The sequence below is a fragment of the Pseudomonas sp. Con_6 genome, from assembly GCF_059379395.1.
The window spans coordinates 3,644,680-3,669,731 of the sequence record NZ_CM182011.1 but is presented as its reverse complement, the minus strand read 5'-3'; the positions used below and the strand labels follow the sequence as shown (position 1 = coordinate 3,669,731).

Here is a 25,052-nt window from a genome sequence, read left to right as displayed (position 1 = left end):
GACTGCCGGGCATGACCCAGGCCACTCCCGAGACACCCGTCACCCTGTCCTTTGGCACCCTGCAGCGCTGGCATGCCGCGCTGCAGGAGGCGTTCGTCCACAGCGAGCGCACCGATGCCCTGGCTCACCTGGCTGCGGCCATCGGCGAGCTGGTCTCGGTGGAATCGATGATGATCAGCCTCGAATGCCGTGGCCGCGCGCCGCAGTTGCTGTATCAGCACGGTATTCCCGAGCAGTACCGCGACGCAGTGCTCAATCGTTATTTCGCCGCTGGCTACCTGCTCGATCCGTTCTGCCTGGCGGTGGAGAATGGCCTGGCCGAGGGCTTCTATCACCTGGCGGAGATCGCGCCGGACCATTTCTTCGACAGCGACTACTACAAGACCTACTACCTGGCCACCGGCTGCAGCGAGGACAGCTATTTCATCGCCGACCTGGGCGAGGACCGCAAGCTGTCCCTGAGCCTGTTCCAGGGCTGCAGCAACACACGGCTGAGCGCGGCGCAGCTGGACCTGCTGCGGGCGGTGGAGCCGATGGTGCGTGAGTTGCTGCGCCGGCATGGGCTGCATTGCCTGGCCGAGGCCGGCGGCGGGGTGGAGCGGGGCGGGTTGCAGGCGGCGTTCGACAGCTTTGGCTGCCAGGTGCTGACGGATCGCGAGCGGGAAGTGGCGCAGATGATCTTGCGAGGGCACTCGGTGAAATCCACGGCGATCGAGCTGGGGATCTCGCCGGAGACCGTGCGCATGCACCGCAAGAACCTGTATCTGAAGCTGGCGATCAATTCGCAGTCGGAGTTGTTCGCCTGTTTTATCGAGTGGTTGCGACGGGGCAAGGCAGGGGCATAGGGTAAGGGGGCCTTACGCGGACCTGTGGGAGCGGGTTCACCCGCGATTGCGATGGTGAATTCACTACTGCAATCGCGGGTGAACCCGCTCCCACAGGTCCGCGCCACTTCAATAAGTGATGTGTTGTTCTTCTGAGAGGAGCCCCCATGCGCGCCCGTCAACTCGGCATCACCACCGGCCTCGGCACCCCCGGCGAACTCAACGCCATTACCGACGTCCCCGGCGTCCGCGTCGGCCACTGCACCCTGGTCGAAGGCCAGCAGGTCCGCACTGGCGTCACTGTGATCCAGCCCCGGGCAGGCGAAGCCCGCCTGCAACCCTGCTTCGCCGGCGTCCATGTCCTCAACGGCAACGGCGACGCCACCGGCCTGGAATGGATCCGCGAAGCCGGGCTCCTGACCACGCCCATCGCCTTCACCAACACCCACAGCGTCGGCACGGCACGCGATGCCCTGATCGCCGCCGAGCGCGATTCCCTGGCCGATCCTTCCACCTACTGGTGCATGCCGGTGGTGATGGAGACCTACGACGGCATACTCAACGATATCTGGGGCCAGCATGTGCGCCCCGAGCATGTCCGCGCGGCGCTCGCCGACGCCAAGTCCGGTCCCGTGGGCGAGGGTGCAGTCGGCGGCGGCACCGGGATGATCTGCCACGAGTTCAAGGGCGGCATCGGCAGCGCGTCGCGCAAGTTGCCAGCGGAGCAGGGCGGATGGACCGTTGGCGCGCTGCTTCAGGCCAACCACGGGCAACGCCGCGAGCTGCGAGTGGATGGCTATCCGGTCGGGCGGGTGCTGGGTGACCTGCCTTCGCCGTTCGCCCACCGTGGCGAGCCGGGGATGGGCTCGATCGTGGTGGTGCTCGCCACCGACGCGCCCTTGCTGCCGCACCAGTGCCAGCGCCTGGCGCAGCGGGCGTCCATCGGCATCGCCCGCACCGGCGGCGGCACCGAGGACTCCAGCGGCGACCTGTTCCTGGCGTTCTCCACCGCCGACCAGCAACTGCCGCCAGTCGGCTACGGCCGCAAGGGCGTGCCGTTCTCCCAAGGCGTGGCGATGGTCAACAATGACCATATCAGTCCGCTGTTCAGTGCGGCGGCGGAAGCGGTGGAAGAGGCGATCGTCAATGCCCTGCTGGCCGGTGTCGACATGCAGACGGCGGACGGCGTTCCTGTGCCCGCGCTTGATGGCGAGCGCTTGCTGGCGGCGTTGCACCAGACAGGCTGGAAACCGGCTGACCCGGTATAGTGGCACCCCCTGAAACCTGAGGTCCCTATGGCAGATCGCGTGGAATACCGGCGCAACCAGGAATTCCCTGGCCTTGTCCTGAGCGAGGGCCGGTTTTCCAGTTTCCGCTTCGACCGTCACTATCACCTTGACTACCATGTGGGCCTGATCAGCGAGGGTGTGCAACGCCAGGTCCTGCATGGCGAGTCGGTGCTGCTGACGCCGGGCAGCATCCAGTTGATGCCGCCCGGCGAGATGCATGACGGCATCCTTGCCGATGCCGAATCCTACACGTTGAAGACGTTTCGGGTCCCCGCCGAACTGCTGGCCGGGCTTACCGAGGAGGTTGCCGGACGCGACGAATTCCCCATGCTGGGTGGCGCGGTCCTGCAGGACCAGCGACTCGCCGCGCAACTGATCCAGTTGCACCAGGCCCTTGGCGAGGGTCGCAGCGATCCGCTGTTCGCCGAGTCGCAGTGGCTGGTGTTGCTGGGCCGGCTGTTCACCCAGGCACGGATGATCAGGCCGCAGTTCGTCAAGGGCACCTTGTCTGCGATCCAATGGCAGTGGGTCAGGGACTACTGCATGAGCCATCTGGCGGAAAAGATCAGCCTCTGCGACCTGGCAGCGCTGTGCGGCCTGGAGCGTTTCCAGTTCCTCAAGCTGTTCAAGCAGACCATCGGCATGACGCCCCATGCCTGGCTGGTGCGCCTGCGTCTGGAACACGCCTGTGTCTTGCTCGGCCAGAAACGCTGGGACCTGGCCCGGGTGGCCCAGGAGGTCGGTTTCTACGACCAGAGTCATTTCAACCGCGCCTTCAAGCAAGCCTTCGGGGTTGCACCTTCCGGCTACTGAGCCCGCTCAATTTTTTACAAGCCTGGCACCTGTGCGGGTCCCTACGCTTGTCCTCGGAGCAGGGTGCCTTCCTGCTGGTTGAGGATGTGATAGATGACACAGCGTGCTTATTTCTTTTCCGACGAACTGACCCTGGAAACCCGGGTCGTCGATTGCCGGCCTCTGGAGGATGGCCGATACCAGGTGGTCCTGGCCGAAACCCTGTTCCACCCGCAAGGCGGCGGGCAGCTTGCCGACCAAGGGTTTATCGGCGGTGTCGCGGTGGAGGCCGTCGGGCAGACGGAAAACGAGGTGCTGCATACCTTGGCGCAAGCGATCCCGCTCGGCCCGGTCAGGATCGAGGTGGCGCCCGAGGCCCGGCTGCTGCATGCCCGGTTGCACTCGGCCGGGCACCTGATTGCCTGCGTCGGTGAACGGGCAGGGTGGCGAGCGGTGAAGGGGCATCACTGGCCGGGTGAGTGCCGCGTGGTCTTCGATTGGCAGCCCCAGGCGCAGGACATCACCGGCGGGTCGCTGGAACAGGCGGTGAACCAGTTGATCGCCGCCGACGAGCCACGGCACCTGCGGGATGAACACGGCATGCGCACGGTCGGCTTCGGTTCGTTGCCCATGCATGGCTGTGGCGGTACCCATGTCGTGTCGACCGGCGGGATAGCGGGTGTGCGCATCCTCAAGGCCAAGGAGAAGAAGGGCCAGTTGTCGGTGCATTACGACGTGGTGGAGGTCGAGGCATGAGCTACGTGCCTCAACTGCTGACCGTTGCCGCCGTCATGCTGCTGGCTTGTGTGAGTCCGGGGCCGGATTTCATCGCCGTGACCTCCAATGCACTCGCCAGCCGCCGCCGTGGCCTGGGCGTCGCGCTGGGTACCGCGATGGGAATTGCCGTTTGGGCGTCGATGGCGGTGATCGGGCTGGGTGTGCTGCTGACCCGGATCGCCTGGCTGTACGATGCGATCCGCATCGCCGGTGTCTGCTACCTGCTGTACCTCGGCGCCAGGCTGCTGCTGGCTGCCCGACGGCCTTATCGGGAAATGGCGGTTGCCACCACGGACAACGTCATCACGCCGGCACCGAGGGTCGGTTTCATGGTGTCCATGACCAACCCGAAGGCTGCGGCCTTCTTCGGCAGCTTCTTCATCACGGTCCTGCCGGCCCATGCACCGGGTTGGGTGCTGGTCGCGGCGGTCGTCGTGGTCACCGCCGTGGCGCTGGCCTGGTTCTCGACTCTGGCGCTGATGTTTTCCACGCGGCGGGTTCGTGATTTCTATGGGCGGATGCGTCGGCCAATCGATGCGGCGATGGGCGGAATCCTGGTGGTATTGGGGCTGAGGCTGGCACTGGTCGAATGATCACTGCAGAAACATTGTGGGAGCGTCGTATCAGGCGACTGTCCAGCCGCCGCGTCCATCCAGTTCCAGATGATGACTATGGAACCCGGCCAACGTCGCCCGGTGGCCGACACTGACCAGCATGCTGTCCTTCATCCGTTCGCGCAGCAGCCCGTACAGCGCGTGCTCCAGGCCTTCGTCCATGGCCGAGGTGGATTCATCGAGAAACACGATGCGCGGCTGGTTGAACAGCACCCGGGCGAAGGCCAGGCGCTGCTGTTCGCCCACCGAAAGAATCCGCGCCCAGTCGTTGCTGTCTTCCAGTTTGTCCGCCAGGTGACCAAGGTTGACCTCGCGCAGGGCCTGGCTCAGGCGCTCGTCGTCGTCCGGCAGGCCGATGGCAGGGTAGGCCACCGCAGTGCGCAGCATGCCCAAGGGCAGGTACGGCCGCTGCGACAGGAACAGCGCTTCGGTGCCGCCCGGGCAACGCACTTCGCCCTCGGCATAGGGCCATAGCCCGGCTACCGCACGCAGCAGGGTGGTCTTGCCGCAACCCGACGGTCCTTTGATCAGCAGCGAATCTCCCGGTTTCAGGCTCAGCTCGAAGTCGCTCAGCAGCGCGTGCCCGTCCGGACGCATCACCTGCATCCTGCGGATATCCAGAGCGTCGGCCTGATTCACGCGCTGCACATGGGGCAGCGCGCGTGCCTGGTCGTTGGCGTCGAGGAAACCGGTGAGACGGTCGAGGGTGGCGCGGTACTGGGCGAAGGTGTCATAGGACTCACGGAAGAACGACAGCGAGTCCTGCACCTGACCGAACGCCTGGGAGGTCTGCATCACGTCGCCCAGCTTGATCGCCCCGCTGAAGAAGCGCGGCGCCTGGAGAATGAAGGGGAACACCACCGCTACCTGGCTTACTGCAAGGTTGAAACCGTCGAACTTCAGGCTCCGGAACACCAGGGCCCAGACGTTGCGGATCAGGGCCGAGAAGCGACCCAGAAGGGTGTCGCGCTCGATGGCCGAGCCCTGGTAGAAGGCGACGTTTTCCGCGTACTCGCGCAGGCGCATCAAGGCATAACGGAAGTTCGCCGTCAGTTTCTCGTTGAGGAAGTTCAGGCGGATCAGCGGTTTACCCAGGCGGAAGGCGATCCAGGTGGCGATCAGCACATAGACGTACACCGCGAAGACCATGGCCCGGGGCACTTCCACGCCGGCCACCGTCAGCGGCGCCGACAGCCCCCAGAGGATCCCGGTGAAGGCCACCAGCGATACCAGCGCGCTGATCGCCCCCAGCGACAGGCTCACCGAGCCGCTGACGAAGGCGGTCACGTCCAGTTCGATACGCTGGTCCGGGTTGTCCACCGGGGTTTCGAGGAACTGGCCGCGGTAATAGGCGTCGCCCTCGACCCAGTTGCGGGTCAGGCGCTCGGTGAGCCAGGTACGCCAGCGGATATTGAAGGCCTGGGTCACGTAGTAGGTGAACAGGGCGCGTAGCACATGGATGGTCGCCAGCACGGCGAACACCCCGAGCAAGTACCAGAATGCCGTCTGGTCCAGGCCCTGCAGGGCACTGTAGAAACCGTTGTACCAGAAGGAAAACAGCACGTTCAGGCGTACCGCGAACAGCGCCAGGACGATCAGCAAGGCATAGGCCAGCAGCGGTCGCCAGCTGTGCCTGGGGCTCAGGTAGGGCCCGGCGATCTGCCAGAACTGCTGGCCCCAGCGGGTGAAGCGGATGGCGAGCCTGGCGCAGATGGCCAGGACGATGAAGGTGATGACGCAGGCAGCAGCGAGCCAGACCAGGCTCTCCTGCAGGGCTTTATGCCAGTCCATTTCCATGGGCGGGGTTCCAGACATGATTTGTGCTGAGCGTAGATGAGGAATGCCGGGGTCTGGGTGAAGGAATCTTTAATGGCTTGTTGCCGAACGGTTGTGCTGGCCTCGACGGTTTTTCGAATTGAGTGTTATAACATAACAAATAATTCGTGAGACACACCGTTGCCATGACCCGAATCCTCATCAGAAACGCCCACGTGGTGAACGAAGGCACCGGCCTGGACGCCGACGTGCTGGTTGCCCGCGGCCGCATCGAAAAGATCGCCAGCAGTATCACCGGGTGTAACGCCGATCTGGAGATCGACGCTGCAGGCCAGTGGTTGCTGCCCGGCATGATCGACGACCAGGTACATTTCCGCGAACCTGGCGCGCCGCACAAGGCGAGCATCGCGTCGGAGTCGCGGGCGGCGGTGGCCGGCGGCATCACCAGCTTCATGGACATGCCCAATACCAACCCGGCAACCCTGTCCATGGAGGCCCTGGAGGACAAGAAACAGCGGGCGGCGCGGCGCTCGGTGGCCAACTTCGCCTTTCACTTCGGGGTCAGCAAGGACAACCTGGACGTGATCGCTGCCCTCGACCCGCGGCTGGTGGCCGGGGTCAAGGTGTTCATGGGCGCCTCCACCGGCGACATGCTGGTGGACGATCCGCGGGTGCTGGAGCGCCTTTTCGCCAGCGTACCTACCATCCTCCTGGCCCATTGCGAGCACACGCCGTCAATCGTTGCCAACGAAGCGCGGTTGCGCGAGCGCTATGGCGAAGCCATCGGTCCGGAGCTGCACCCGCTCATTCGCGATGCCGAAGCCTGCTATCGCTCGTCGTCCCTGGCGGTGGAACTGGCCAGGCGCTTCGACACCCGCCTGCACGTCCTGCACCTGACCACGGCCCGTGAGCTGGCGCTGTTCGAGCCAGGGCCGCTGGCGGGCAAACGCATCACGGCGGAGGTCTGCGCCCATCACCTGCTATTCGATGACCGCGACTATGCCGGGCTGGGCAACCTGATCAAATGCAATCCCGCGATCAAGACCCGCGCCGACCGCGACGCCCTGCGCCAGGCGCTGCTGTGCGACCGTCTCGATGTGATCGGTACCGACCATGCGCCTCATACCCTGGAAGAGAAATCCCGGCCCTACGCCCAGGCGCCCTCGGGCTTGCCGCTGGTGCAGCATGCCTTGCCGGCCTTGCTGGAGCTGGTGGCCGACGGCGTGCTGCCGCTGGCTCAACTGGTGCGCAAGACCAGTCATGCGGTGGCGGACCTGTTCGGTATCCATGCGCGCGGCTACATACGCGAGGGTTACTGGGCTGACCTGGTGCTGGTGGAGCGACTGCCCGAGCCGCACCCGGTCTGGCAGGACCCGCTGCTTTCGCACTGTCAGTGGACGCCGTTCCAGCACCACGCGTTCCGGCATCGCATCGCTACCACCCTGGTTTCCGGGCAACTGGCCTGGCACCGGGGCCGACTGGTGCACGGCTGTCAGGGATTGCCACTGAGTTTCAGGAGATGAACATGACCGAAGAAGAACTGCTGCAACAACCTGCCGAGGCCTACATGAATGCCGGGCAACTGGCGTATTTCCAGGACCTGCTGCTGCAACAGCGGCAGGCCTTGCAGGACAGGATTTCCGACGAGTTCGAGTTGTTGAAAAACCATGAGGTCAACTCCGATCCCGCGGATATCGGCAGTACCGAGGAGGCCCGGCAGTGGCAGTTGCGGGTGCTGGCGCGGGAGAAGAAGCTGCTGGACAAGATCGACGAGGCGCTGGAGCGACTGGCCCGTGGTGAATATGGCTGGTGCGCCGAGACGGGCGAGGCGATCGGCCTCAAGCGCCTGTTGCTGCGGCCGACAGCGTCGCTGTCGGTGGAGGCCAAGGAGCGGCAGGAGTTGAAGGAGCGGCATACGTTGAAGATTCGCTGATCTGGGTCATGCCGTGCGCTGCCGATTTCAGTCAAGGAGCACAAATGTGCTCTTGATCCAAAGCAATCAAACTTTCCGAAGGCGCAGGGTTCTTCTGAACAGAGCGCGATCAGAAAGGAGCACCGCGATGAAGCCCGACCACGATCAACCCGCAGACAAGACCCCGCAGCCACTTTCCTCGGAGCAGGCACAACAAGGCAGGCCGTCTACCGATCCGGTACTGCAGCAGCCGGACCCTGAAACGGAGGCTGTGGACAAGGTGATTACGCCGACCTCTATAAAGGAGAAGGAGCGGGAGGCATCGGAAATAGAGCAGCGGCTTGCCGAGGCGGAAGAAAGGGGCAGGCGTTGAGTCAAGGGCCACTGAATACCCTGGAGTACAGATGTGCTCCGCGGGCCTTTCTGACATTCACGTGAACGCCTAACAAATCCTCGGCAACTGCTCCCCCACCAACCAGTCCACCACCCGCCGCCCTCCAAACCGCGTCACCATCTGCACGAACCCGTGCCCATCCTCGACTACCCGGCCGATCAGCGCCGCCTCGCGCCCCAGTGGGTGCGCTCGCATCGCGGCCAGCACGGCTTCGGCATCGTCAGCGGCACAGATCGCCACCAGCTTCCCTTCGTTGGCTACGTACAACGGATCCAGCCCCAGCAGCTCGCACGCGGCCTCGACTTGCGCCTGCACCGGGATCGCGGCTTCTTCCAGGATCATTCCGACCCCGGATTGTCCGGCGATTTCGTTCAGGGTCGTGGCTAACCCGCCGCGGGTCGGGTCCCGCAGTACGCGGATGCCCGGCGCCACTACCAGCATCCCGGCCACCAGCCCATGCAAGGCGGCGCTGTCGGAGCGTATCTGCGTCTCGAATTCCAGTGATTCGCGCTGCGACAGGATCGCCACGCCATGCTCGCCAATGCTTCCGGACAGCAGGATCACGTCCCCGGGCCTGGCCCGCGCGCCACCGGTGTCGATGCCAGCGGCAACCACGCCGATCCCGGTGGTGCTGATGAACACGCCATCCCCTTTGCCGCGCTCCACCACCTTGGTATCGCCGGTGACGATCGCGACCCCGGCCTCACGCGCGGCGTGGCCCATGGACTCGGCGATGCGCTTGAGGTCGGCAAGGGGGAAGCCTTCCTCGAGGATGAAGCTGGCCGACAGGTACAACGGCCGTGCGCCGTTCATGGCGACGTCGTTGAGCGTGCCATGCACCGCCAGGCTGCCGATGTCACCACCCGGGAAGAACAGCGGCGAGATGACGTGGGCGTCGGTGGCCATGACCAGCCGCTCGCCCGGCATCAGCACCGGGCTCAATACGGCGCCATCATTGCCTTCGCGCAGCCAGGGATTGTCGAAGGCCCGCAGGAAGATCTCCTCGATCAGTTGCGCCGAGGCCCGGCCTCCCGCGCCATGAGCCATTTCCACACGGCCCTGGCGCAGGTCCAGCGGTCGCACATAACCACGCTTGTTCATATCGCTTCCTCCAGATCCTTGTAACGCCCGTAGGCGTAGTGGGCGGCACAGGCGCCTTCGTTGGAGACCATGCACGAGCCCATGGGGTTTTCCGGGGTGCACACGGTGCCGAACAGACGGCAGTCGACCGGGCGCTTCTGTCCCCGCAGGATCGGTCCGCATTCGCAGGCCTTGTGGTCGGGCACCGAGCGATAGTCCAGGGCGAAGCGCGTTTCGGCGTCGTGTCGGGCGAACGCCGGGCGGATGCGGCGGGCGCTGGCCGGCATTTCGCCAAGTCCGCGCCATTCGAAGTGCTCGCGCAGTTCGAAGACATCTTCCATCAACGCTTGCATCGGACGGCTGCCCTGGTCGGTGACGGCGCGGATGAACTGGTTCTCCACGTCGGCGCGTCCGCTGTTGACTTGCTGCACCAGCATGAGAATGGCTTGCAGCACATCGAGTGGCTCGAAGCCGGCAATGACCACCGGTTTTTGATAGCGGCGGGCGAAGTCGCCATAAGGCGCGGCACCGATGACCACGCTGACATGGGCCGGGCCGATGAAGCCGTCCAGCGGTACCGCTTGCTCGACCGGCGTGTCGAGGATATGGGCGATGGCCGGCGGGGTGAGGACGTGGCAACAGAGCACGCTGAAGTTGTCCAGCCCGCGCCGGGCCGCGTCACGGATAACCAGGGCGGTGGGCGGGGTGGTGGTTTCAAAGCCGACCGCGAAGAACACCACCTCGCGGCCAGGATTGGCCTCGGCGATCTTCAGGGCATCCTGGGGCGAGTAGATCATGCGGATATCCGCGCCCCGGGCCTTGGCCCGCAGCAGCGACAGGCCTTCGGACGCGGGAACGCGCATCGTGTCGCCGTAGGTGCAGAGGATCACGCCGTGTTCCAGCGCCAGCTGTATAGCCTGGTCGATGCGGCCGATCGGCAGCACGCAGACCGGGCAGCCAGGGCCGTGGATCATCCGCACGTTGGCTGGCAGCAGATCGCTGACGCCATAGCGGGAGATGGCATGGGTGTGGCCGCCGCAGAACTCCATGAAGCGGTAGTCGTGCCCGGGACGGGAGGCCTGGTGGATGCGCGCGGCGATCTGCCGGGCCAGCTCGCCGTCGCGGTATTCGTCGATGTACTTCATGCTCGGGGCGCCTGCTCGAGTTCGTTGAAGATGTCCAGGGTGCGCTGCGCTTCGTCGGGGTCGATCAGGCCGAGGGCGTAGCCGACATGCACGATCACGTAGTCGCCCGGCTGCACGCCGTTGACCAGGGCCAGGGAGATTTCCTTGCGGATGCCACCGAGGTCGACCACCGCCTGGTCGTCGTCGCGCAGTTCCACCACGCGGGCCGGAATGGCTAGGCACATGCGGCGAAGTCCTCCTGTGGCAGGGCAGCCGGCTGCCCTGGGTCGCGCCAGTGCGCGGCGACCCAGGCCTGGCCCAGCGCGAGCCCGGCATCGCCGCAGGACACGCTGCGGGCGTGATACACACGCTGCCCCTGGGCCAGCAGGTGCCGTTCGAGGTGCAGACTCAGCAGCCGGTTGGCGAAGCAGCCACCCCCGAGCAGCACCGGTACATTGCGAAAGTGCCCCGCGACCCAGTCGGCCAGCGCTGCGGCCAAGGTCAGGTGGAACAGCGCGGCGCCTTCCGCTGCGCGTCCCTGATCAGCCCGTTCGAACAGACGGGGCAGTAATGGCGACAGGTCGAGGCGGCCGTCGCCACGCAAGTGCCAAAGCCCCTCGACCTCGGGGGCAGGGGCCTGGGCCAGATACGCGGTGGCCTGTTGTTCCAAGGCAATTGCGGCTTCGGCCTCGAAAGCCTGGCGCACGCTGAGGCCAAGAATGCCGGCTGCCACGTCGAACCAGCGTCCGGCGCCGCTGCTCGGCGGGCAATTGAGCCGGCGCTCGAGCATCCGTGCCACGGTGTTCGCCGCCGGGGTTCCCACCAGCGGTGCCAGCCGTGGAACGATCTCGTCGTCACGCCCGAGCAGGTGCAGGGCGGCCGCCACCAGTCGCCACGGTTCCCGCGCAGCGCTGTCGCCGCCGGGCAGCGGCAGGGGCCGCAGCGAACCCAGGCGCTGCCAGGCGCTGTCATCGACCCACAGCAGTTCGCCGCCCCAGGCCTGGCCATCGCTGCCCAGGCCGACGCCGTCCAGCGCCAGGCCCAGGACCGGGCCCGACAACCCATGTTCGGCCTGCAAGGCTGCGATATGGGCGTGGTGATGCTGCACGCCCAATGCCGGCACGCCCAGGCGCGTGGCCGTTTCCAGTGCCAGGCGGGTGCTGTGGAAGTCCGGGTGCAGGTCATGAGCAACGGCCGCTGGCGTGGTTTCTGCGCGCTCCAGCAGTTGTTGTACCGAGGCTTCCAGCGCCAGGCAGTTGTCTGCCTCGCCGAGATCGCCATGCACCGGCGACCAGATCACCTCATCGCGCTGTAGCAGGCAGGCGCTGTTCTTCAGCCAGGCACCGCAGGCCAGCACCGGCGGCCATATGCCAGCCCCAGGCAGGGCCTGCGTGCGCAAGGCGCTCATGAGCGATCCCCCAGCAACCAGTCAAGCCAGGCCTGCATGCCGCTGCCGTCACGGGCGCTGAGCTGGATCACACGCAGCCGTGGATTGACCCGATGGGCGTATTCAAGGCAACGCTCGACATCGAAATCCAGATGCGGCAGCAGATCTGTCTTGGTCAGGATCATCAGGCTGGCGGCGGCGAACATGTCCGGATACTTCAGCGGTTTGTCCTCACCCTCGGTCACCGAGAGGATCGCCACCTTGGCGGCTTCGCCCAGGTCCCACAGGGCCGGGCAGACCAGGTTGCCGACGTTCTCGATGAACAGTATGCCGGCCGGGCCGGGCGGATCGAGGGCGCGCAGGGTGCCAACGACGGCGGCGGTCTTCGCCGGGGCCAGCGGCGAGGCAGCATGGCCATGCCCGCGGGCGTGCACTGCCGCGTGCAGCGGCAGCCGTGCGTAGGCTTCGGCGACCATCTGGGCATCCAGATGACAGCCTTTGCCAGTGTTGACCTGGATCGCCGCGACGCCGGTGGCGCGGATGCGGTCGGCGTCGTGGCTGGTCTGCTGGTCACCTTCGATCACGGCCAGCGGCAGGTGCGCGCGGCGTTGGCGCAGGGCGTCGAGGGTGGCGCAGAGCAGGGTGGTCTTGCCCGAGCCGGGACTGGACACCAGATTCAGAGCCAGCACGCCGTGACTGTCAAAGTCGAGACGGTTGCGCGCGGCATGCCGGTCATTCTCGCCGAGCACGTCCTGTTCGATGCGGATGGTGCGTGACTGGCTGATGCCGGGCAGGGAAACCCCGGCGGCACCCAGGCCGTAATGCAGGTCATCACCGGCGCTGGGCGCTGGCGGGTGGGAATGGCCGCTGGAGCAGCCGCAGACGACGCACATGGGCGTGTTCTCCTGTCAGTGATCCTCGACCTGCAGGTCGAGGATGCGAAGTTCGGTGCCGCCATTGGGTTGCAGCCAGAAGCCGCCGCAATGGGGGCAGGGCGCGCCACGCTGGGGCAGCGGTACGTTGACGGCACAGTCCAGGCACCAGGCCTGGCCGTCGGGTTGCTCGATATCGATCATGGCACCGGCCAGCAGGCTGCCCGGTGCCAGGGCTTCCAGAGCGAAGCGCAAGGCCTCGACCTCGACCCCGGCCAACTGACCGGCCTCCAGGCGCAGGCGGCTGACCCGTATGAAGGGATCTCGGCGTGCGGCGGCTTCGACGGCGGCGAGGATGCCGCCAGCCAGGCTGACTTCATGCATGACACGGCACTCCAGGGGTGATGGCCGCCAGGTCCAGTTCGTAGCCCAGGCAGGGGTCGAACACGGCCAGCAGCAGCTCGGCGCGGCGCTTGATGCTGCCATCGTGGGGCAGGTTTTCCAGCGCACGGGCCAGGGTGCCGCGAGGATGCAGATTCCATTCGGTGGGCGCCAGTACCTGATAGTCGTGGATCGTTTCACCTTGCAGGTGAACGCGGTGCAGCAACAGGCCACGAGCGGTCTCGCACCAGGCGATCGCCTGACCTTCGCCAAGGGACAGAGCGCCCGCGGCCAGGTCGAGGGCACCGCAGTGGCTCAGGACGACGTAGTCCGCCAGGCGCGCGCCCAGGCGCAGCCACGCCGTGGCGTGGCGCGCCGGCAGTCTGTCGCGCGCGCGGGTCCAGGCTCCGGTCTCACAGGGTTGTCCATGCACCTCTGGCGCCAGGCCGAATTGCACCTGGCGGCCGAGCTGGCGAGCGATGTCGAGTACCGTCATGGCATCGCAGGGCAGTGCCTGGACCGGCATCGCCAGTGCTTCAGCCGGCTCGCGACATTCATGCAGCAGGCGGGCGAGGGCATGTCGGCCACGTCCGCTCCAGTCCGCCAGCGCCTGGTGCGGGTCGGCGTGCCAGTGGCCGAGCCAGTCCCGCGCCGAGCCCTCGAACCAGGCGTCCAGGGGCATGTCCAGTCCTGGCGGCGATGCCGGTTTGTCACTGAGCAGGCGCGGCCAGTCGAGCAGGAACACACGCAGGTGTTCACGCCGGTTTTCCTCCAACAGGGCCTGGCGTGCCTGGGCATCCGCTTCGGCAGCGCCGTGGACGGCGGCTTGCACGGCCAGCGTCGCAGCGACCCGGTGCGCCCGCGCGCACAGGCTGTAGAGCAGGGGCAGGCGCTGCGCTGCGGCGTGCGCCGGGTGCCCGCGCAGCAGTCTGGCGGCCAGCGGCGGGCGTCCGCCCAGCAACGCTGGCCGCTGGCCGGGCCGCACGCGAAGGGTCCCGGCCAGGTCCGACACGTTCATGAGCGGTTCTCCAGCAGACGCCCGAAAAGCAGACTGCGCCGCCCCGGATTGGCCGGTACCTCGACAGGCGGACGGCGCAGCAAGGCCAGCACCTGCACCGCAGTCTCCCGAGCCGCCTGTGCGTCGACGAAATCGAACATCGGGGAGAACAGTGAACAGCTCTGGTAATGGCCGAACACTTCATCCTCGAAACTACAGAAGTCCAGGCGTTCGTCGCCGATCCGATACTCGCGCACACTGCCATCGCCTGGTCGCGGCTGGGCTTCGTCCGGCAACCAGACCAGGTTCATGCACCACGGCGTCACCAGGATGCCGAGCACGCCTGTCTGCGCGTGTGGTTCGATCTTCTGCCAGGCAAAGCCCACGGTTTCCACCGCCAGTCCCGGATGCAGCAAGGGCAGGCCGCGCATGCGCGTCTCGGCGATCTGCTGGAAGCGCCGGGCCAGGGCCACAGCCTTCAGGTTGGGCTCACTCATCGATCACCATGAACTGTTCGGCGGCACCGTCGCAGATCGGGCAGCACCAGTGCTCGGGCAGGTGCGAGAACGGCGTGCCTGGCGGAATCTGCCAGACGCTGTCGCCCTGCGCCGGGTCGTAGATCCACCAGCAGATCTTGCATTCCAGGCGGGCATCGTCGGCCAGACGGCTGCGGTCACCCAGGTAGCTGCCTTCGAAGCTCATTGGCCGGCCTCCGTGAACCACTGGATGATGTCGGCGAAGCGCTCCAGGGAGTCGGCGAGGTCTTCCGGCGCGGCGAGGACCACTTCCGGCAGGTCGGTGACTTCAAGGGTGTCGAGGATCAGCGCGTCCTGAGAGTTGAAATAGCGTACCCGCCAGCAGTGGGCAACCCGCGTGTTGCTGATCCGGCAATTGCCGTAGCCACGGGCCAGAACCAACACTTCGCCTTCGCCCAGTCGGCTGTCGAGGAAGGGCACGTCCTGCTCGGACAGTGGCAACAGGGTCAGGTTGATGACATGGGCGGGTGTACCCGGGCGCCAGTTCCGCGTGCGGTCCTGCAGCTCGGTGAGGATCGCCGGGGCGTTCATCACCCCGTCCGGCACGGGCAAGTCGCTGGCGAAGGCCTGCTCCGAGGTGTCGACGCGTGCTGCGTGACTCAGCAGGGCGGGGGCGGCGGCCACCTCGACATGGTCACGACCGGCACCGAGCACCCGCCACACACCGGCAAAGATCGACTCCTGGATCCGCACCCCGGCCGGCCCGCCGATGCGTGCGCTGACCTCGCCTTCGCCGAGCATCTGGTCGAGCAATTGCCGGTCGCTGTCGCTGTAGGCGCGCAGGTCGAGAATTGGCGGTATATCGCCGGACTGGCGAGCGCGCAGACGCTCAAGGATTTCTTCCAGTGCCTGGCGCGCCCCCGGTGCGGCGTCAAGCACCTCCGGCTCTGGCAACTGCGGGGGGACGTGGGTGGCCATGCCTTGGGGCATGGCGATGTATTCCAGGCTGGCATCGCCCTCGGGCTGTGAGCCGGGACCGATGTCCAGCACCGGGATGTAGTTCAGCGGGTCGAAACCCTGGGCACCGTTCACTGGCAACCTCCAGGGGCGGGATGACGGGTTTCGTCGCGTAGCGGGATCAGCGCATTGCTCTGCTGCAGAGCGTCTTCTGCCAGGCGCAGGTAGACATCCCAGTCACGCATGCCGTCGATCTGGGTGACAAATCCGCCGTCGCGCAGCCAGATGATGCTTGGCCAGCGGCGCAGGGCGAAGCGTTCGGCGAGGGCTTCTTCATCGGCGCGGCGGCCGACGCCGATACGCAGGCGACAGCCGTGGCGCAAGGCGAGTACCTGGCACAGCTCGGGCAGGACCACCGCCACGTCGAGCGACTCCGGATAACGTACCGGGTCGCCGCAAAGCAGCAGCAGGGCCTCGCCGGGCCGGCTGAGCCAGGCATCGATGTTGTCCAGACCGACCCAACTGGCGGCGAATTGGTCGACCAGGCGCTGCACGAGGGGCGGTGAAGCAAAAGATTCGCTCATGGGGATTCCTTGGCAGTGGACTGGCCGAGCAGACTGGCCAGGTCCTCGGCGCTCATGGCCGAGGGCAATGTGAAGGCGGCGGCCTCAAGGGTCGTGTCGCCGATCAGGGCGGCATCGAGCAGGGACAGGGTGGCGTCGATTTCTGCGGCGCGTTCAGGGCTCAGGTGTTCCCGCGCGGCGTCGAGGAACGCCAGCAGCCAGTCGCCGACCGCGCAATCGCCGACCAGCGCGGTGTCGATCCAGCGCTGGCGGCCATGGCGGTCGATACCCAGGGCTGCACCAGGACGGAGGGCCAGTACCTGGACTGGCAAGCCGATGCACATCTCAGTGACGCCGCGCGAGGATGCGCTCGTCGCCGAGCCGGCAGGCGTCTTCCTCGCTGGGGCGTTCGCTTTCGTAGCGCTGCAGGTCGAGGTGCAGCAGAGTGACCGCCTCCTCTTCGTGCAGTGCGGTGGTCCGTGGTCGCGGTACGGCACCCCAGTCCTCGAGTACCTCGACAGCGGCCTCCAGGGTCAGCTCCAGCGCATCCTTGACGCAGGGCCGCAGGCTGCCGCCGTAGTCGTCCATGCGCTCGGGCTGGCAGCCCATCAGCAGCACCTTGCGCGGATAGTGCCCGGTGAGCTGGGCGAGCATCAGCACTTCCTGGAAACCGGTCTGGTGCAGGCTGAGCTTCTTCACGCCGAGGAAGCGCGGCACCTCGTCGTCAGCGACGAACTTGAGGGTGCCGGGGGCCATGTTGTAGTCGACCGCGTCGAAGATCAGCAGGTAGTCGGCCTGCTGCACATGCTGGATCAGGTACAGGCCCTGGGTGCCGCCGTCGATCAGGGTGACGTTGTCGGCAAACTCGTAGCGCTGCTGCAGGGCTTCGACGCAGCGTACGCCGAAACCCTCGTCGGCCCACAGCAGGTTGCCGATGCCGAGCACGGTGATACGTGGGGATTCGTTCATTTCTTGAAGCTCTTGTAGCCGGAGAGAATGCCGCCGACCAGGTTCAGGCGGCCGCAGATTTCCTCGCGCAGGGCGGCGTACACGTGAAGCATGATGAACACGATCATCAGCCACATGCCCAAGCGGTGGAGGACGTGAACGTTGTTCGACTGGCCCAGCAGGGGCAGGGCCCAGCCGAACAGGCGCTCCTGCCACGAGCCCATCTGCGCGCCCTCGCCGTACAGGGCGAAGCCGCTGACCAGCATGAATAGCGAGGTCAGCATGAACACGAAGACCATGGCGAAACGCGACAGCGGGTTGTGCCCGAACACCGGCGCCGGCACCGGGCCGATGAACAGGTAGTAACGCAGCCAGGCGCCGAAGTCGCGCCAGTAGGCCTTGTTGGCCAAGGGAATCCAGAACAGCTCGCGGGCGTGGTGGTTGCCCACCAGCGCCCAATAGGCGCGGCCGACCAGACCTATGGCGAACAGGTAGGCGGCGGCGAAATGGGCGAAGCGGATGTAGCCCATCAGGAAGCTGGCGCTGGCCTCGCCCGGCTGGGTCGCTGGCGGCTCGCCGATGAAGTAGCCGGTGACCGCCAGCACCAGGATGCAGGCGGCATTGATCCAGTGCCAGAGGCGCACGGGTGCCTCGTAGACGTATTCGCTGTGCCCGCTGGCAGGGGCGTGATGCTCGGACATGTCGTCACCTCGAAGGCGCCGGGTGCGCGCGGGCGCCCGGCGATTGGCCACGGGCCGGTTCAACGCACGGTGACCGTGCTCAGCTCGGCGCCATCCTCGCTCATCACGTGGGTAGCGCAGGCCATGCAGGGGTCGAAGGAGTGCAGGGTGCGGAGGATTTCCACCGGCTGGTCGGCGACCGCCACCGGGGTGTTCATCAGGGCCGCCTCGAAGGCGCCGATCTGGCCCTTGCTGTCACGGGGGCTGCCGTTCCAGGTGCTGGGCACCACGCACTGGTAGTTCTCGATGCGCCCGTCCTTGATGCGGATCCAGTGGCCCAGGGCTCCCCGTGGGGCGGCGACGCTGCCCACGCCCTTGGCCTCGGCGGGCCAGGTCTTGGGGTCCCACTTGTCGACGTTGGCGGTGGCGCGGTCGCCGTTGCGGATGTTGCCCATCAGTTCGTGCCAGTCGTCGAGCATCATCTCGGCGCAATACTCGGCCTCGAGGGCGCGGGTCAGGGTGCGGCCGATGGTGCTCGGCAACAGTTGTCTGGCGTTGTAGTCGGTGACCTTGAGGCCCAGGGCCTTGGGCAGGTCATGGTTGACCGCCTGCAGCGAGCTCTCCAGCTGTTGCTTGACCCGCTGGCAATGCGGATTGCCTTGCAGGGCGTGGGCATAGCCGAGGATGTAGCGGGCCAGCGGGCCGACCTCCATGGCGTGGCCGCGCCAGCGCGGCGACTTGACCCAGGAGTACTTGGCGCTTTCGTCGACTTCCTCGATGGCGGTGCGGGTTCCCTTGGTTCTGGCTCCCAGCTCGTAGTGTGGGTCGGTGATGCCGTCCCAAGGGTGCAGGCCCTTGTCGTTGTCCGGGTACTGGTACCAGGAGTGGGTGACGAATTCCTGCACCTGTTGCGGATCGCGCACGTCCACCGGGTGGATCTCGTTCCAGTTGCCGTCGAGGATGGCACCGCCCGGGAGCTGGTTGGTGCTGTCGTCGTAGTTGACCTTGGCGTAGGTGCCGTAGTCCATGACGTTGGTCGCTGCCAGGCCGCCGCCGTGCAGCCAGCCTTTGTCCTTGTAGAGGGTGCCGATGGCCAGCACGTCGGGTACATAGACGTTGCGGCAGAACTCCAGGGCCTCGTCGATCCGCGCGCGGACGAAATTCAGCCGCTCCATGTTCAATGGCGCGCCGGCGGCCAGGTCGCCGTCGATGTTGATCGCGCAGGGTACGCCGCCGACCAGGTAGTTGGGGTGCGGGTTTTTGCCGCCGAAGATGGTGTGGATCTTCACCCATTCTTTCTGCAGGTCGAGGGCCTCCAGGTAATGGGTCACCGCCATCAGGTTGGCTTCCGGCGGCAACTGGTAGGCCGGGTTGCCCCAGTAGCCATTCATGAACGGGCCAAGCTGGCCGCTCTCGACGAACTTCTTCAGGCGGTTCTGCACGTCGCGGAAGTAACCCGGCGAGGATTTCGGGTGAGCCGGCGAGACCATCTGCTGCAGCGCCGAAGTGGCCTTGGGGTCGGCTTTGAGCGCCGACACCACGTCGACCCAGTCCAGCGCGTGCAGGTGGTAGAAATGCACGGCGTGGTCGTGCACCTGCAGGGTCTTGGCCATCATCTCGCGGATCAGGTGGGCGTTGGGCGGGATACGGATGTCCAGCGCGTCTTCCACGGCGCGCACCGAGGCCAGGGCGTGGCAGCCGGTGCAGACGCCGCAGATGCGCTCGACGAAGGCCCAGGCATCGCGCGGATCGCGCCCCTTGAGGATGACTTCGAGGCCGCGCCACATGGTGCCGGTGGACACCGCGTTGCGGATCACGTTGTTGGCGTCGAGGTTGACCTCGACGCGCATGTGGCCTTCGATACGGGTCACCGGGTCGACGACGATGCGCCGGCCGCTGTTGTCCAGGTCGAAGCCCTGGGTGGAGTAGTTGCTCATGGATCAGGTTCCCTGTACTGCGTTCAGGCGTCGTGCGCGGAGGTGTGCTTGGTGCCGGCGCGCTTGAGCGCGGTCACTGCGGCATGGGCGGCGATGGCCGCGCCCACGGTGCCGGCGGCGGCCAGGCCGATGCGGTCGGCAGTGGACTCGACGCCGAAGGCATTGATGTCGCTCTGGTGCTGGTAGAACGAGCCCTTGTCCCAGAAACCTTCCTCGGAACAGCCGATGCAGCCGTGACCGGACTGGATCGGGAAGCTGGTGCCGCCGTTCCAACGCACGGTGGAGCAGGCGTTGTAGGTGGTCGGGCCTTTGCAGCCGACCTTGTACAGGCAGTAGCCCTTGCGCGCGGAATCGTCGTCCCAGGCCTCGACGAACTGGCCGGCGTCGAAGTGTGGGCGGCGATAGCATTTGTCGTGGATGCGCTGGCTGTAGAACATTTTCGGCCGGCCCTGGCGATCCAGTTCGGGGATGCGGTCGAAGGTCAGCATGTAGGTGATGACCCCGGTCATTACCTCGGCGATCGGCGGACAGCCGGGCACCTTGATGATCGGCTTGTCGGTGATCACCTTGTGGATCGGCACGGCCTGGGTCGGGTTGGGCTTGGCCGCCTGCACGCATCCCCAGCTGGCGCAGGAGCCCCAGGAGATGATGGCCTTGGCATCGCGGGACACACGCTTGAGCTGCTCGATGAACGGTTTGCCGCCGATGATGCAGCTCATGCCGTCCTGGTTCAGCGGCGGGTTGCCCTCTACGGCGAGGATGTAGTTGCCCTTGTACTTGCTCATCACCTCTTCGAGGATGGCCTCGGCCTGGTGACCGGCGGAGGCCATCAGGGTGTCGTCGTAATCCAGCGAGATCATCGACAGCACCACGTCCTTGGCCAACGGGTGCGCCGAGCGGATGAACGACTCCGAGCAGCAGGTGCATTCCAGGCCATGCAGCCAGAGCACCGGGGTGCGTGGCTTGTTCTCCATGGCCCAGGCGATTTGCGGCATGAAGGCCGGGCCCAGGCCCAGCGAGGTGGCGGTCAGCGAACAGAACTTGACGAAGCTGCGCCGCGAGATGCCTTGGCGGCGCATCACGTCATAAAAGGTTTCGATCAATTGGTTTTCCTCGGCCAGGCGGTCTTTCTTGCTTTTGAATGGCCGCAGGCTCATTACAAGACCTGTGCCATTCGGTCGCAGGCAGGTGTTCGCCCTTGGTCTAGACTCGCGGGCCCCGCGTTTGCGGGACTTTGTCCCGAGTGACCGGTGTGGTCGACACGCGGAGCGAGGCACAGGTGGAAGCGGGTTTGCCATCTGCATGGCGCAGATGGAAAGCGTCTGATCAGGACGCGTTCAGGTCCAGCCGGTCGTACCCCTTGTAGCGATAGACCGCCCAGGACAGCGCCCAGGTGGCGGCGAACAGGCCGACGATCAGGTAACCGAGCAGGCCGAAGTTATCGTTGACCTCGGCGACGATCGCCCAGACGGCGCCTTCCAGGCCGAAATGCTCGGCGATCAGGTTGAGTGCTTCCATGCCACCGACCAGCAGGGCGACGAGGATCGAGGCCGAGGTGATGGTCATGTTGTAGTAGAGCTTGCGTGCCGGACGTATTTCGGCCCAGCGGTAGGCGCCGGTCATCAGCACGCTGTCGGCGCTGTCGACCAGGGCCATGCCGGCGGTGAACAGGGCCGGGAAGACCATGATCGAGAGCATGGGCAGGTGCTGCACCGCCTGGCTGGCGGCGATGCCGAGCAGGCCGATCTCGGTGGCGGTGTCGAAGCCCAGGCCGAACAGCAGGCCCAGCGGATACAGGTGCCAGCTGCGCCGCACCAGGCGAAACAGCGGGCGCGCCAGACGGGCGAGGGGACCGCTGCCGGCGAGCATGCCGTGCAGCTCGGCCTGGCCGATGCGCTCGCCCTGGCGCACGCGGCGGAAGGCGCGATAGACCGAGCGCAGAATGACCAGGTTGATGACCGCCACCAGCAGGAGGAAACCGGCCGAGACCGAAGTGCCGATCACCGCACCGATGCCGTGGAAGGCTTCCAGTTCGTCTTGCAGGCTGGCGGCGCTGAGCGCGATCAGGGCCGAGGCGATGATCACCACGCTGCTATGGCCCAGGGAGAAGAACAGGCCCACGCTGGCAGTGGGCTGGCCTTCCTGGATGAGCTTGCGGGTGGCGTTGTCGATGGCTGCGATGTGGTCGGCATCCACCGCATGGCGCAGGCCGAAGCTATAGGCCAGGACGGCGGTGCCGAGCAGCAACGGGTAATCGCGGAAGGCGACCAGGGCCCAGAACCAGGCCAGGCAGTTGACCGTGATCAGGCCGATGAACAGAGTGGTAACGGGGGACGTGCGGGGCATGGGGGCTCCGGGGCAGGCGGGGTAGATGAGGTATTCGGCTCCTCGTCATACAAGGCCTGTGCCAGACAGACAAAGCCGGCTGGAGGCGTTCGACCGTGGCTGCCTGGAAACCGGGTTTACAGCCGCTCCCGCAAACTGGAAACCCTCAATCCAGTGCCGGCAACCTCAATGTGAACAGCGCCCCACCCTCGGCATGATTGCCGGCCTGCAGTGTGCCGCCGGCCCGTTCGACGATCCCGTAGCTGATCGACAGGCCCAGACCGGTACCCTTGCCCACCGGCTTGGTGCTGAAGAATGGCTCGAAGATCTGCCCCAGGTGCTCTTCGGCGATCCCCGGTCCGTTGTCGCGCAGCGACAGGCTGGCCCAGCCCGACTCGATGTCTAGCCCGATCCAGATCCGTGGCGGGGCGGCAGCGGCGTCGTAGGCGTTCTGCATCAGGTTCATCAGCACCTGCAGCAGTTGCCCGCTGTTGCCATGCACCCGCGCATCCGCCCCCGGCTGCCAGTGCACCTGCAAGTCGGGCGCGGTACCCCGGGTAATCCAGTGGATGGCGCGTTCGACCAGTTCGTTCAGCGACACCTCGCCCGGCTGCCCGCGATCGACCGCCGAGAAGCGCTTCAGCGCGCTGACGATGTCGGTGGTGCGTTGCGCGCCTTCCAGCGTGCCGTCGATCAGCGAGGGCAGGTCGGCCATCAGCGGGTCGATGCGCAACTGCTTGCGCAGGAGCTCGCGTTCCTCGACCGGGACCCCGTCGTGCACTGCTTCCAGGTAGCCCTGCAGGCGCTGACCATAGCCTCCCAGCACATGGGCATTGGCCAGGACGAAGCTGATCGGGTTGTTCAACTCGTGGGCCACGCCCGCCACCAGCCGGCCCAGTGCGGCCATCTTTTCGGCATGCAGCAGTTGCTGCTGGGTGCGCTTGAGTGCTTCGTGGGCCTCGTGCAATTGGCGGTAGGCGTGCTTCAGTTCCCCCAGTGGCCGCCCGACCAGCACGTGGCCGAGGCAGCGCCCGTGCACGCCGCTGCGTACCGTACAGCTCAGGTCCACCGGCAGTGGTGCGCCATCGGCCCCGAGGAAATTCACCTCCAGGTTGGCGCTCGCAGTCGCCTGACGCAGTCCCCCCAGGACCTTGCGCAGGGTGTCGGCACTGGCCTCGTCTGCCAGCAGTGCATACACCGGGCTACCCAGCAGGCGCTGCTCGTCACATCCGACCATGTCCCGCAGCGAGTGGTTGGACTCCTCGATCACGCCCTCGGGATCGCAGGCCAGGAGGATATCGGACATCGAACCGAGCAGACTGGCGATGAACTGCTGTGATTGCTCCAGTTCAGCGTTCTTCTGTTCCAGCTCGATCTCGTCCTGTACCAGCTGGGAATAGACTTCGTCCATCTTGCCGATGACTTCGAGCCAGGCGTCCTCGTCGACGTGGGGCGGTGGGGGCTTGCGGGCCATGGTGGGTCTCCGTCAGTGCACGGTGCAGACCATGCAGGGGTCGAACGAGCGGACGATATGCTGCACGGCCACCGGAGTCTGTTCGCCGGGCTGCACCGGCGCGCCTTCGAGTGCTCGCTCCAGAGCACCGGGAACGCCTTGCGCATCCCGTGGCGAGAAGTTCCAGGTGGTTGGCGCGATGATCTGGTAGCTGGCGATCCTGCCCTGTTCGACTCGCAGCCAGTGACCGAGTGCGCCGCGGGCGGCTTCGGTGAGGCCGACTGCGCTGCCGCTGTCAGGCAGCTCGCAAACCGTGTAGTAGGGTTCGCCGGGACGCAAGGACAGCAGCCAGCCCTCCATCAGCGGCACGACCCGGGTCAGTTCCACCAGGCGCGCCAGCAGGCGGGTGTAGACACTGCCACCGCAGCGGGCAGCCGCCTCGCGCAGCAGTGGCTGGCCATTGATCAGTTGACGGGCGAGGGCGCCGGTTTCCAGCACGCGGCCGCCCAGGCGAGGTGCCTTGTTCCAGGTATAGGCGGCCGGCTTGTCCGGGGCCGGTTCGGTGATGCCCTGGTCCGGATGCAGCGGGCCGTCCCGATCGTCGAGCCAGGCGTGGCTGGCATCTTCGCGGATGCTGTCCAGTTCCAGCGGCAGCAGGCGGCCCACACCGGCATCCCAAAGGCCTCGTTCGAACGTCAGCGTGCCGTCTTCCTGCGCATAGGCGCCATAGGACAGGTACAGGCCCGGCCCCTGGCCGAGCTGTTCCAGGCCGGTATCCTGCACGATGCGCAGGAAATGGCGCAGGTCGCCCTGTTCTGGCGCTTCGGCGTACCAGGCCCACAGTTGGTCCTCGCTGGCCAGGGTGGCGATGCGCTCCAACGGCGCGGCGAACAGCTCGCCTTCGAGGAACTGGCGGAACTCGCGAACCCGGGCCAGCAGGCGCAGGCGCTCGGCCGGATCGATAGCCCGGGTCGAGCCGCCTGGGTGGACCGAGCCGGTATGTGGCCACTTGCCGCCGAGGGTGCCGATCAGGTCCAGCCAGCGCTTGCGCGCAGCCAGTGCCAGGCGCTGCTGGCTGCCGGTGTGCGGGGTAAAGCGCGCCACCGCGGTCGCGTACCATGGTCGTCCGGCATACAGCGGGCGAACGAAGTCGGGCATGAAGAACAAATAGAAGTGGCTGAGGTGGTCGGCGAGGTTCTCCGTCGCTGCCATCAGGTTGGTCGCCACCAGCCCGTTGTGCGGTGCTTGCACGCCAGCCAGTCCGGCCAGGGCGCGGGCTGCCGCCACCGACTGCGACACCGAGCAGATGCCGCAGACCCGTGGTGCGTAGACCAGCGCGTCGAGTGGCGGGTGGTCACGCAGGATCTGTTCGAAACCGCGGTACATGGTGGCATTGACCTGGGCGCTGCGCACCTGGCCGTCAGCGATGTCCAGCTGAACTTCAAGATCGCCTTCGACCCGGTTGAACGGGCCGACCAACAGACGGGTCATGGT

The 25,052-nt window shown here is 66.2% G+C and carries 27 protein-coding genes and 1 pseudogene; 8 read left to right on the top strand and 20 right to left on the bottom strand.

The annotated features are described in order from the left end of the window. The first annotated feature begins 11 nt into the window (after positions 1-11). The 5 genes from AC5QPF_RS16285 (at position 12) to AC5QPF_RS16265 (ending at position 4,275) form a co-directional block, all read left to right on the top strand. Positions 12-845 carry a LuxR C-terminal-related transcriptional regulator gene (locus AC5QPF_RS16285; protein ID WP_494958874.1) on the top strand — a complete coding sequence of 278 codons (834 nt, stop codon included), beginning with the start codon at positions 12-14 and terminating at the stop codon, positions 843-845. Positions 846-991: 146 nt separating this feature from the next. Next, complete coding sequence (locus AC5QPF_RS16280) at positions 992-2,092, top strand: P1 family peptidase (protein WP_494958873.1); 1,101 nt, start codon at positions 992-994, stop codon at positions 2,090-2,092. A gap of 27 nt (positions 2,093-2,119) precedes the next feature. Further along, on the top strand, positions 2,120-2,926 hold the full coding sequence (locus AC5QPF_RS16275; protein ID WP_494958872.1) for an AraC family ligand binding domain-containing protein: 807 nt from the start codon (positions 2,120-2,122) through the stop codon (positions 2,924-2,926). Positions 2,927-3,019: 93 nt separating this feature from the next. Then, on the top strand, positions 3,020-3,661 hold the full coding sequence (locus tag AC5QPF_RS16270) for an alanyl-tRNA editing protein (RefSeq protein WP_494958871.1): 642 nt from the start codon (positions 3,020-3,022) through the stop codon (positions 3,659-3,661). Continuing rightward, positions 3,658-4,275, top strand: a complete 618-nt coding sequence (locus tag AC5QPF_RS16265) for a LysE family transporter (protein ID WP_494958870.1) — start codon at positions 3,658-3,660, stop codon at positions 4,273-4,275. The genes AC5QPF_RS16270 and AC5QPF_RS16265 overlap by 4 nt, the downstream gene beginning before the upstream one ends. A gap of 30 nt (positions 4,276-4,305) precedes the next feature. Here the strand turns inward: AC5QPF_RS16265 and AC5QPF_RS16260 are convergent, their stop codons facing one another. Further along, positions 4,306-6,093: an SbmA/BacA-like family transporter gene (locus AC5QPF_RS16260; protein WP_494964186.1), complete on the bottom strand. Its 1,788-nt coding sequence runs from the start codon at positions 6,091-6,093 to the stop codon at positions 4,306-4,308. Between the two features lie 164 nt (positions 6,094-6,257). Here AC5QPF_RS16260 and AC5QPF_RS16255 point away from each other — a divergent pair, with 164 nt between their 5' ends. The 3 genes from AC5QPF_RS16255 to AC5QPF_RS16245 all read left to right on the top strand — a co-directional run bounded on the left by AC5QPF_RS16255 (position 6,258) and on the right by AC5QPF_RS16245 (position 8,357). Further along, positions 6,258-7,595 carry a dihydroorotase gene (locus AC5QPF_RS16255; protein ID WP_494958869.1) on the top strand — a complete coding sequence of 446 codons (1,338 nt, stop codon included), beginning with the start codon at positions 6,258-6,260 and terminating at the stop codon, positions 7,593-7,595. A 2-nt stretch (positions 7,596-7,597) separates the two neighbouring features. Next, the gene (dksA, locus tag AC5QPF_RS16250) at positions 7,598-8,005 is read left to right on the top strand and encodes an RNA polymerase-binding protein DksA (protein ID WP_494958868.1); all 408 of its coding nucleotides are present in this window, start codon (positions 7,598-7,600) and stop codon (positions 8,003-8,005) included. A 127-nt stretch (positions 8,006-8,132) separates the two neighbouring features. Next, complete coding sequence (locus tag AC5QPF_RS16245) at positions 8,133-8,357, top strand: hypothetical protein (protein WP_494958867.1); 225 nt, start codon at positions 8,133-8,135, stop codon at positions 8,355-8,357. A gap of 69 nt (positions 8,358-8,426) precedes the next feature. Here the strand turns inward: AC5QPF_RS16245 and hypE are convergent, their stop codons facing one another. The 19 genes and pseudogenes from hypE to AC5QPF_RS16150 form a co-directional block, all read right to left on the bottom strand. Further along, positions 8,427-9,461: a hydrogenase expression/formation protein HypE gene (gene hypE, locus AC5QPF_RS16240; RefSeq protein ID WP_494964185.1), complete on the bottom strand. Its 1,035-nt coding sequence runs from the start codon at positions 9,459-9,461 to the stop codon at positions 8,427-8,429. A 14-nt stretch (positions 9,462-9,475) separates the two neighbouring features. Further along, positions 9,476-10,603 carry a hydrogenase formation protein HypD gene (hypD, locus tag AC5QPF_RS16235; RefSeq protein WP_494958866.1) on the bottom strand — a complete coding sequence of 376 codons (1,128 nt, stop codon included), beginning with the start codon at positions 10,601-10,603 and terminating at the stop codon, positions 9,476-9,478. After that, entirely contained in the window at positions 10,600-10,827 is a 228-nt protein-coding gene (locus tag AC5QPF_RS16230) for a HypC/HybG/HupF family hydrogenase formation chaperone (RefSeq protein WP_494958865.1), read from the bottom strand. Before AC5QPF_RS16230 ends, hypD begins: the two co-directional genes overlap by 4 nt. Further along, on the bottom strand, positions 10,818-11,990 hold the full coding sequence (locus AC5QPF_RS16225; RefSeq protein WP_494958864.1) for a Kae1-like domain-containing protein: 1,173 nt from the start codon (positions 11,988-11,990) through the stop codon (positions 10,818-10,820). Before AC5QPF_RS16225 ends, AC5QPF_RS16230 begins: the two co-directional genes overlap by 10 nt. A gap of 14 nt (positions 11,991-12,004) precedes the next feature. Next, positions 12,005-12,862, bottom strand: a pseudogene (gene hypB, locus AC5QPF_RS16220) (hydrogenase nickel incorporation protein HypB); the annotation flags it as partial. A 15-nt stretch (positions 12,863-12,877) separates the two neighbouring features. After that, positions 12,878-13,225 carry a hydrogenase/urease maturation nickel metallochaperone HypA gene (locus AC5QPF_RS16215; protein ID WP_494958863.1) on the bottom strand — a complete coding sequence of 116 codons (348 nt, stop codon included), beginning with the start codon at positions 13,223-13,225 and terminating at the stop codon, positions 12,878-12,880. After that, positions 13,218-14,240: a nickel-dependent hydrogenase large subunit gene (locus AC5QPF_RS16210; protein WP_494958862.1), complete on the bottom strand. Its 1,023-nt coding sequence runs from the start codon at positions 14,238-14,240 to the stop codon at positions 13,218-13,220. Before AC5QPF_RS16210 ends, AC5QPF_RS16215 begins: the two co-directional genes overlap by 8 nt. After that, positions 14,237-14,716, bottom strand: coding sequence for a [NiFe]-hydrogenase assembly chaperone HybE (gene hybE / locus AC5QPF_RS16205; RefSeq protein ID WP_494958861.1), 480 nt, complete (start codon positions 14,714-14,716; stop codon positions 14,237-14,239). The genes AC5QPF_RS16210 and hybE overlap by 4 nt, the downstream gene beginning before the upstream one ends. Next, positions 14,709-14,921, bottom strand: coding sequence for a rubredoxin (locus tag AC5QPF_RS16200; protein ID WP_494958860.1), 213 nt, complete (start codon positions 14,919-14,921; stop codon positions 14,709-14,711). The genes hybE and AC5QPF_RS16200 overlap by 8 nt, the downstream gene beginning before the upstream one ends. Further along, positions 14,918-15,787: a hydrogenase expression/formation C-terminal domain-containing protein gene (locus AC5QPF_RS16195; protein ID WP_494958859.1), complete on the bottom strand. Its 870-nt coding sequence runs from the start codon at positions 15,785-15,787 to the stop codon at positions 14,918-14,920. The genes AC5QPF_RS16200 and AC5QPF_RS16195 overlap by 4 nt, the downstream gene beginning before the upstream one ends. After that, positions 15,784-16,236, bottom strand: coding sequence for a hydrogenase (locus AC5QPF_RS16190; RefSeq protein ID WP_494958858.1), 453 nt, complete (start codon positions 16,234-16,236; stop codon positions 15,784-15,786). Before AC5QPF_RS16190 ends, AC5QPF_RS16195 begins: the two co-directional genes overlap by 4 nt. Next, positions 16,233-16,547, bottom strand: a complete 315-nt coding sequence (locus AC5QPF_RS16185; protein WP_494958857.1) for a HypC/HybG/HupF family hydrogenase formation chaperone — start codon at positions 16,545-16,547, stop codon at positions 16,233-16,235. The genes AC5QPF_RS16190 and AC5QPF_RS16185 overlap by 4 nt, the downstream gene beginning before the upstream one ends. A 13-nt stretch (positions 16,548-16,560) precedes the next feature. After that, on the bottom strand, positions 16,561-17,184 hold the full coding sequence (locus AC5QPF_RS16180; protein WP_494958856.1) for a HyaD/HybD family hydrogenase maturation endopeptidase: 624 nt from the start codon (positions 17,182-17,184) through the stop codon (positions 16,561-16,563). Further along, entirely contained in the window at positions 17,181-17,864 is a 684-nt protein-coding gene (gene cybH / locus AC5QPF_RS16175) for a Ni/Fe-hydrogenase, b-type cytochrome subunit (RefSeq protein WP_494958855.1), read from the bottom strand. The genes AC5QPF_RS16180 and cybH overlap by 4 nt, the downstream gene beginning before the upstream one ends. Before the next feature lie 59 nt (positions 17,865-17,923). Then, positions 17,924-19,780: a nickel-dependent hydrogenase large subunit gene (locus AC5QPF_RS16170; protein WP_494958854.1), complete on the bottom strand. Its 1,857-nt coding sequence runs from the start codon at positions 19,778-19,780 to the stop codon at positions 17,924-17,926. Positions 19,781-19,803: 23 nt separating this feature from the next. Continuing rightward, positions 19,804-20,937 (bottom strand): hydrogenase small subunit, encoded by a 1,134-nt coding sequence (locus tag AC5QPF_RS16165; protein WP_494958853.1) that lies wholly within the window; start codon positions 20,935-20,937, stop codon positions 19,804-19,806. Between the two features lie 169 nt (positions 20,938-21,106). After that, on the bottom strand, positions 21,107-22,126 hold the full coding sequence (locus AC5QPF_RS16160) for a HoxN/HupN/NixA family nickel/cobalt transporter (RefSeq protein WP_494958852.1): 1,020 nt from the start codon (positions 22,124-22,126) through the stop codon (positions 21,107-21,109). 145 nt (positions 22,127-22,271) lie between these two features. Continuing rightward, positions 22,272-23,579 (bottom strand): ATP-binding protein, encoded by a 1,308-nt coding sequence (locus AC5QPF_RS16155; protein WP_494958851.1) that lies wholly within the window; start codon positions 23,577-23,579, stop codon positions 22,272-22,274. A gap of 12 nt (positions 23,580-23,591) precedes the next feature. Continuing rightward, a complete protein-coding gene (locus tag AC5QPF_RS16150) occupies positions 23,592-25,049 on the bottom strand; it encodes a nickel-dependent hydrogenase large subunit (protein ID WP_494958850.1) in 1,458 nt (485 codons plus the stop codon). Positions 25,050-25,052: the final 3 nt, after the last annotated feature.

What these genes read in the sequence shown, in the direction of transcription:
- AC5QPF_RS16215 (WP_494958863.1), bottom strand. Translation starts at nt 13,225, where the DNA reads ATGCATGAAGTCAGCCTGGCTGGCGGCATCCTCGCCGCCGTCGAAGCC.
- AC5QPF_RS16165 (WP_494958853.1), bottom strand. Translation starts at nt 20,937, where the DNA reads ATGAGCCTGCGGCCATTCAAAAGCAAGAAAGACCGCCTGGCCGAGGAA.
- AC5QPF_RS16285 (WP_494958874.1), top strand. Translation starts at nt 12, where the DNA reads ATGACCCAGGCCACTCCCGAGACACCCGTCACCCTGTCCTTTGGCACC.
- AC5QPF_RS16265 (WP_494958870.1), top strand. Translation starts at nt 3,658, where the DNA reads ATGAGCTACGTGCCTCAACTGCTGACCGTTGCCGCCGTCATGCTGCTG.
- AC5QPF_RS16155 (WP_494958851.1), bottom strand. Translation starts at nt 23,579, where the DNA reads ATGGCCCGCAAGCCCCCACCGCCCCACGTCGACGAGGACGCCTGGCTC.
- AC5QPF_RS16230 (WP_494958865.1), bottom strand. Translation starts at nt 10,827, where the DNA reads ATGTGCCTAGCCATTCCGGCCCGCGTGGTGGAACTGCGCGACGACGAC.
- AC5QPF_RS16255 (WP_494958869.1), top strand. Translation starts at nt 6,258, where the DNA reads ATGACCCGAATCCTCATCAGAAACGCCCACGTGGTGAACGAAGGCACC.
- hypD (WP_494958866.1), bottom strand. Translation starts at nt 10,603, where the DNA reads ATGAAGTACATCGACGAATACCGCGACGGCGAGCTGGCCCGGCAGATC.
- AC5QPF_RS16270 (WP_494958871.1), top strand. Translation starts at nt 3,020, where the DNA reads ATGACACAGCGTGCTTATTTCTTTTCCGACGAACTGACCCTGGAAACC.
- AC5QPF_RS16150 (WP_494958850.1), bottom strand. Translation starts at nt 25,049, where the DNA reads ATGACCCGTCTGTTGGTCGGCCCGTTCAACCGGGTCGAAGGCGATCTT.
- AC5QPF_RS16275 (WP_494958872.1), top strand. Translation starts at nt 2,120, where the DNA reads ATGGCAGATCGCGTGGAATACCGGCGCAACCAGGAATTCCCTGGCCTT.
- cybH (WP_494958855.1), bottom strand. Translation starts at nt 17,864, where the DNA reads ATGTCCGAGCATCACGCCCCTGCCAGCGGGCACAGCGAATACGTCTAC.
- AC5QPF_RS16190 (WP_494958858.1), bottom strand. Translation starts at nt 16,236, where the DNA reads ATGAGCGAATCTTTTGCTTCACCGCCCCTCGTGCAGCGCCTGGTCGAC.
- AC5QPF_RS16180 (WP_494958856.1), bottom strand. Translation starts at nt 17,184, where the DNA reads ATGAACGAATCCCCACGTATCACCGTGCTCGGCATCGGCAACCTGCTG.
- AC5QPF_RS16280 (WP_494958873.1), top strand. Translation starts at nt 992, where the DNA reads ATGCGCGCCCGTCAACTCGGCATCACCACCGGCCTCGGCACCCCCGGC.
- AC5QPF_RS16225 (WP_494958864.1), bottom strand. Translation starts at nt 11,990, where the DNA reads ATGAGCGCCTTGCGCACGCAGGCCCTGCCTGGGGCTGGCATATGGCCG.
- AC5QPF_RS16170 (WP_494958854.1), bottom strand. Translation starts at nt 19,780, where the DNA reads ATGAGCAACTACTCCACCCAGGGCTTCGACCTGGACAACAGCGGCCGG.
- AC5QPF_RS16260 (WP_494964186.1), bottom strand. Translation starts at nt 6,093, where the DNA reads ATGGAAATGGACTGGCATAAAGCCCTGCAGGAGAGCCTGGTCTGGCTC.
- AC5QPF_RS16200 (WP_494958860.1), bottom strand. Translation starts at nt 14,921, where the DNA reads ATGAGCTTCGAAGGCAGCTACCTGGGTGACCGCAGCCGTCTGGCCGAC.
- AC5QPF_RS16245 (WP_494958867.1), top strand. Translation starts at nt 8,133, where the DNA reads ATGAAGCCCGACCACGATCAACCCGCAGACAAGACCCCGCAGCCACTT.
- dksA (WP_494958868.1), top strand. Translation starts at nt 7,598, where the DNA reads ATGACCGAAGAAGAACTGCTGCAACAACCTGCCGAGGCCTACATGAAT.
- hybE (WP_494958861.1), bottom strand. Translation starts at nt 14,716, where the DNA reads ATGAGTGAGCCCAACCTGAAGGCTGTGGCCCTGGCCCGGCGCTTCCAG.
- AC5QPF_RS16210 (WP_494958862.1), bottom strand. Translation starts at nt 14,240, where the DNA reads ATGAACGTGTCGGACCTGGCCGGGACCCTTCGCGTGCGGCCCGGCCAG.
- AC5QPF_RS16160 (WP_494958852.1), bottom strand. Translation starts at nt 22,126, where the DNA reads ATGCCCCGCACGTCCCCCGTTACCACTCTGTTCATCGGCCTGATCACG.